The sequence below is a fragment of the Clostridiales bacterium genome (assembly GCA_012512255.1).
GTDB lineage: Bacteria > Bacillota > Clostridia > Christensenellales > DUVY01 > DUVY01.
Map to the genome: position 1 here is coordinate 1 of JAAZDJ010000137.1, position 5,021 is coordinate 5,021.

The following is a 5,021-nucleotide window of genomic DNA, read 5'->3' on the forward strand; positions in this document are numbered from 1 at the left end:
AGTTTGGCGCGGTATTCGTCAATATAGTCTTGGGGGACAAACTTAGAACTCATGCTCGCTATTAATTGTTTGGCGAGTTCCAGCTCGTTTTGGTTGATTTTGATAGAAGTATTATAAACGGGCGGGGCGCTGATTTCTTCGTGAAAATACATAATGTTCATTATCATTACATTATCTTTGATCCTCAAAGAAACAAGGTTTTGTTTGTGGGACATAACCGTGCGGGCGATTGCAGCCTTGTTTTGTTCCTGCATAGCCGCCCTTAACAGCTCAAAAGGCTTGGCCGCGCCGTCGGGATGGACATAATACGACTTGGCAAAATAAATCGGGTCAATCTCTTTGATATCCACAAAAGCCTCTATGGTTATGGATTTGTCTTTTGGGGACTTGATTTTTTCAAAGTCTTCTTCCTCAAAAATCACATACTTGTCGGGCTCATACTCATAGCCCTTGACTATGTCTTGGGGGCTTACTTCCTCGTTACAGCTTGGGCAAAACTTTTTATACCGTATCCTTTCCTTAGTCTTGCGGTGAAGCTGATTAAAGCTGATATTATTGCTTCTAACAGCAATCTCAAGTTTAACCGGAATATAAACAAGCCCAAAGGTAATGGACGCCTTACTCATCGCCATAATCTTTCTCCTAAATAACCCAACAAAAACCCAAAGCAAATTGTATTAATAATAACATAGCTTTTTATATTATTATTGTTCAAAATATATGTAAAAAAACTTAAAATACTAAAATAAGGCGGCATATGCTAAAAATTAAAAATAATTTAATAAAAAATTAAAATAATATATTAATTCATTGATTAGTTCTTTGAATAAATATTTAAATATGCTATAATTTTTTATATAATTATTTCGTAGCTTTAGGGATAATTTTTAGGGTGGCATAATGGAAAAAATATATTTGTCTTCGCCTCATATGGGCGGGGAGGAAATGAAGTATATAAACCAAGCTTTTTTATCCAATTGGATAGCGCCGTTAGGCGAAAATGTTGATAATTTTGAAAAAGAAATTTGTGATTATCTTAACGCCAAAAACGCCGTAGCGTTGTCTTCGGGAACGGCGGCCATTCATTTAGCGCTAAAAGCTTTGGGCGTTGGCAAAGGCGATATAGTTTTTGCGCCGTCATTGACTTTTGTGGCCACTTGCAATCCCATTCTTTATTGCGGTGCTGTTCCTGTTTTTCTTGATTGCGATTACGCCACTTGGAATATATCGGCCGAGGTTTTGGAAAAAGCTTACAAAAAATATCCCAATCCCAAGGCCTTAGCTGTGGTTGATCTTTATGGCAATCCCGCCGATTACGACCAAATAAAAAGCATAGCGGCAAGACATAACACGCCTATAGTGGAAGACGCAGCCGAAGCCTTGGGTTCGTCATACAAGGGTATCAAAGCGGGCAACTTTGGCGATCTGGGGATATTGTCCTTTAACGGCAACAAGATTATAACTACCTCGGGCGGCGGAATGCTGCTGTCGGATAATGAAGAATATATACAAAAAGCTAAATATTGGGCGACCCAGGCAAGGGAGCCCGCAAGGCATTATGAGCACAAAGAGATTGGCTATAATTATAGGTTAAGCAATATATGCGCCGGGATAGGCAGAGGACAGTTAAAAGTTTTGGATTTGAGAGTCAAACAAAAAACCTTTATTAACAATTATTACAAAAAAGAATTGGCGTCAATAGAAGAAATAAGTTTTATGCCTGCGACAGAGGGCGCTGTTTCTAATAATTGGCTTACTTGCATTTTGATTGATCCAAAATCAAAAGTGAAACCGCTTGACATTATTACCGCTCTTGAAAAAGAAAACATAGAATCAAGGCCGATTTGGAAGCCGATGAGCATGCAACCATTATATAAAGGTTATGAATATATTACCTTTGACAATGTTTGCGAAGATATATATTCAAGGGGGCTCTGTTTGCCCAGCGACACCAAAATGACCGAAAAAGAGCTTGATTTGGTGGTAAAAGTTATTAAAGATGTTTTTTATGAGTAGAGAAACAATTTTTTTATGCTTTTAATTTTTAAAAGAGTGTAGATGTTTATGAGAGAAATAGGTAGTGAATTTTGGTATGAAGATGATTTAGAAAATGGTGATAATTATTTTAATAAGTTTGCAAATGCACAATATGTTTTTTGTGGCAGGACTGCATTAGATTATATATTACAAGACTTAATAACTCAAAAAAAGATTCTCAACATTCTTTTGCCTTCTTATTTGTGTGCATCTATAATCAGTGTAGTAAGAAAAAATGGTTTAAATATATATTTTTATTATATTAAAATAAATAAAAATAAATTTGATGCAGATTTAGAAATTAATAATATTAATCATACTGCTATATATATATGTGATTATTTTTTTTTCGATAATGATTATTATCGCAAGATTATTAAGTTTGCTAAAAAGTATAATTTGCCCATAATACATGATATAACGCATTCATTATTAAGTGATGATTTGTGCGTTGAATATGATGATTACTATTTTGCTAGTTTAAGAAAATGGTTTCCTATACTAGATGGAGCACTAATGGTAAAAAAAGGTAAGAAGATAGATTTAGTAAAATCTATAATTAATTATGATTTTATTAAAATCAAAAAAATGGCAATGCAATTAAAAAGCAAATATATAAAAAATGGAATAGGCGATAAATCTTCTTTTATTAATTATTTTAAGCAATCAAATTTATATTTTAAAAATGATTATAAAGAAAAGGATATTTCTATTGAATCATTAAAAATTTTAAATAACATTAATGTTCAAAAAGTAATAGAAGCTAGAAAAAATAATTCATTATCATTATATAATGAATTAAAAAAATTAAAATACTTTAAAATATTATATAAAGAAAAATGTTGTCCTCTTTTTTTGCCTGTATTATTTGAAACAAAAGAAAAACGCGATTTTTACCATAAAAAGCTAATTCAAAATGATATTTATTGTCCTATTCATTGGGAAATACCATTTGAAATACAACACTATTATAAGGAAGATATTAAAGATATATATAATAAAATTTTATCTCTGATAATTGACCAACGATATTCTATAGAAGACATGCATCGTATAATAAAGGTTTTTAGGGGTTAATATGTATAACAAAGTGTTTAAAAGGTTATTTGATATTATTTTTAGTGGAATTGCTATAATAATTTTGTTGCCTTTTTTTATAATTTTTACTCCAATTGTTGCAATTTTTATGAAAGGTAATCCATTTTTTGTTCAAGAAAGGCCCGGTAAAAATTGCAAAATATTTAAAATAATTAAATATAGAACCATGACTAATAAAAAAGACAAGGAAGGCAATCCATTGCCAGATATAAAACGACTTACGAAGTTTGGTTATTTTATGAGAAAATATTCAATAGATGAGCTTCCAGAGCTTTTTAATGTTTTTAAAGGAGATATGAGCATAGTAGGACCTAGACCATTGGCTGTTAAATATTTAGAATATTATACTGAAGAAGAAAATAAAAGACATTTTATAAGACCTGGTTTAACAGGACTTGCACAAATTAATGGTAGAAACAACTTAAATTGGGAAGATAGATTTAAATATGATTTAGAATATGTTAACAATATATCTTTTCTTTTGGATGTAAAAATAATTATTAAAACATTATTAAAAGTTATTACAAAATCTAATGTCTCAATTAGAGGCACGACTGAGATAATAGATTTTGACGAATATAGAAAAAAACAGAGAGAGGGTAATCTATGAATTTAATGGGATATGATTTAATATTACGAGATATTGAAATTAATGATTATAAAATACTTAAAGAAATGATTAATGATCCTGAAATTGAATCATGCGTTTTAGGATGGTCATTTCCTGTGAATGATGAGAAACAAAAAAATTGGATTATAAATAGACTTGATAATAATACATTAAGGTTAATGATTGAATCAAAATCTTATGGAGTTGTAGGGACAATAGGATTAAAAGATATTGATTTCAAAAATTCAGTTTGTAGTATTTATATTAAATTAGCTAGTTCAGCGCCAAAACGAAAGGGTATTGGTTATAATGCTATGAAATTATTAATTAATTATGTTTTTGAAGAACTTAATCTTAATCTAATAACAGCCCAAGTACTTGAATACAATTTACCATCTTTAAATCTCTTTAATAAATTGGGTTTTATAGAGGAAGCTACCCTTAGAGATAGAATTTATAAAAAAGGGAAATATCATAATATAAAAGTACTTTCTTTAAAACGTAAGGAGTTTTATTGTGATAAGTGATATATATTTTGATGATAATTATGGAAAATTATATGAAGATATAGAAAAAGGGTCAGCAATAATATTTAATTTTGAAAATCAATATGGTAAAATTAAACATCAATTTATAAAAAGAAAAATTCCAATTTATATTAATGATAATATTTATTATGATATTATCACCCCTTACGGCTATGGCGGTCCAATAATATTAGAATGTGTTCCAGGAAAACAAAAAGATTTAATCGAAGGCTTTTATAAAGATTTTAAAATATTTTGTAATAATAATTTCATTGTAAGCGAATTTATTAGATTTCATCCTATTTTCAACAATGCTCAGCTTTTTAATGATATATATGATGTTTGTTTTGATAGAAAAACTTTAGGAACAAATTTAAAAAATTTTGATGATCCCATTAAAGCAGAGTTTTCTAAAAGTTGCAGAAAAAACATACGACAAGCTTTAAATAAAGGTGTTGGTTATAGAATTATAAAAGCGCCAGAAGATGTTAGCACATTTAAAGACATTTATTATTCTACAATGGATAGAAATAAAGCCAAATCTTTTTATTATTTTAATGATGATTATTTTAATAAGGCTTTACATTATTTTAAGAATAATATTGTTTTGGTTGAAGCTTTGTTTGGAGGAAAAACTATTGCAGCAGGATTTTATTTTATTTATGATAAAATAATACATATGCATTTATCAGGCTCTTTAAATGAGTATTTATATTTATCTCCTGCTTATATATTAAGATATGCAATAA

Annotated in this window: 6 protein-coding genes; 5 read left to right on the forward strand and 1 reads right to left on the reverse strand. The window is 29.4% G+C overall.

The features are described from left to right. Positions 1–632: Ku protein (locus GX756_06730; protein ID NLC17553.1), on the reverse strand; the 632-nt coding region annotated here is incomplete at its 3' end. A gap of 268 nt (positions 633–900) precedes the next feature. On the opposite strand from GX756_06730, the gene GX756_06735 reads away from it, so the two are divergent. The 5 genes from GX756_06735 to GX756_06755 form a co-directional block, all read left to right on the forward strand. Further along, entirely contained in the window at positions 901–2,016 is a 1,116-nt protein-coding gene (locus GX756_06735) for an aminotransferase class I/II-fold pyridoxal phosphate-dependent enzyme (GenBank protein ID NLC17554.1), read from the forward strand. 48 nt (positions 2,017–2,064) lie between these two features. Next, positions 2,065–3,114 (forward strand): hypothetical protein, encoded by a 1,050-nt coding sequence (locus GX756_06740; protein NLC17555.1) that lies wholly within the window; start codon positions 2,065–2,067, stop codon positions 3,112–3,114. A gap of 1 nt (position 3,115) precedes the next feature. Then, positions 3,116–3,745, forward strand: coding sequence for a sugar transferase (locus GX756_06745; protein ID NLC17556.1), 630 nt, complete (start codon positions 3,116–3,118; stop codon positions 3,743–3,745). Continuing rightward, positions 3,742–4,272, forward strand: coding sequence for a GNAT family N-acetyltransferase (locus GX756_06750; GenBank protein NLC17557.1), 531 nt, complete (start codon positions 3,742–3,744; stop codon positions 4,270–4,272). Before GX756_06745 ends, GX756_06750 begins: the two co-directional genes overlap by 4 nt. Further along, positions 4,262–5,021, forward strand: a 760-nt coding sequence (locus GX756_06755; GenBank protein NLC17558.1) for an aminoacyltransferase, incomplete at its 3' end; no start/stop codon positions are given. The genes GX756_06750 and GX756_06755, both read left to right, overlap by 11 nt.

What these genes read in the sequence shown, in the direction of transcription:
- GX756_06735 (NLC17554.1), top strand. Translation starts at nt 901, where the DNA reads ATGGAAAAAATATATTTGTCTTCGCCTCATATGGGCGGGGAGGAAATG.
- GX756_06740 (NLC17555.1), top strand. Translation starts at nt 2,065, where the DNA reads ATGAGAGAAATAGGTAGTGAATTTTGGTATGAAGATGATTTAGAAAAT.
- GX756_06745 (NLC17556.1), top strand. Translation starts at nt 3,116, where the DNA reads ATGTATAACAAAGTGTTTAAAAGGTTATTTGATATTATTTTTAGTGGA.
- GX756_06750 (NLC17557.1), top strand. Translation starts at nt 3,742, where the DNA reads ATGAATTTAATGGGATATGATTTAATATTACGAGATATTGAAATTAAT.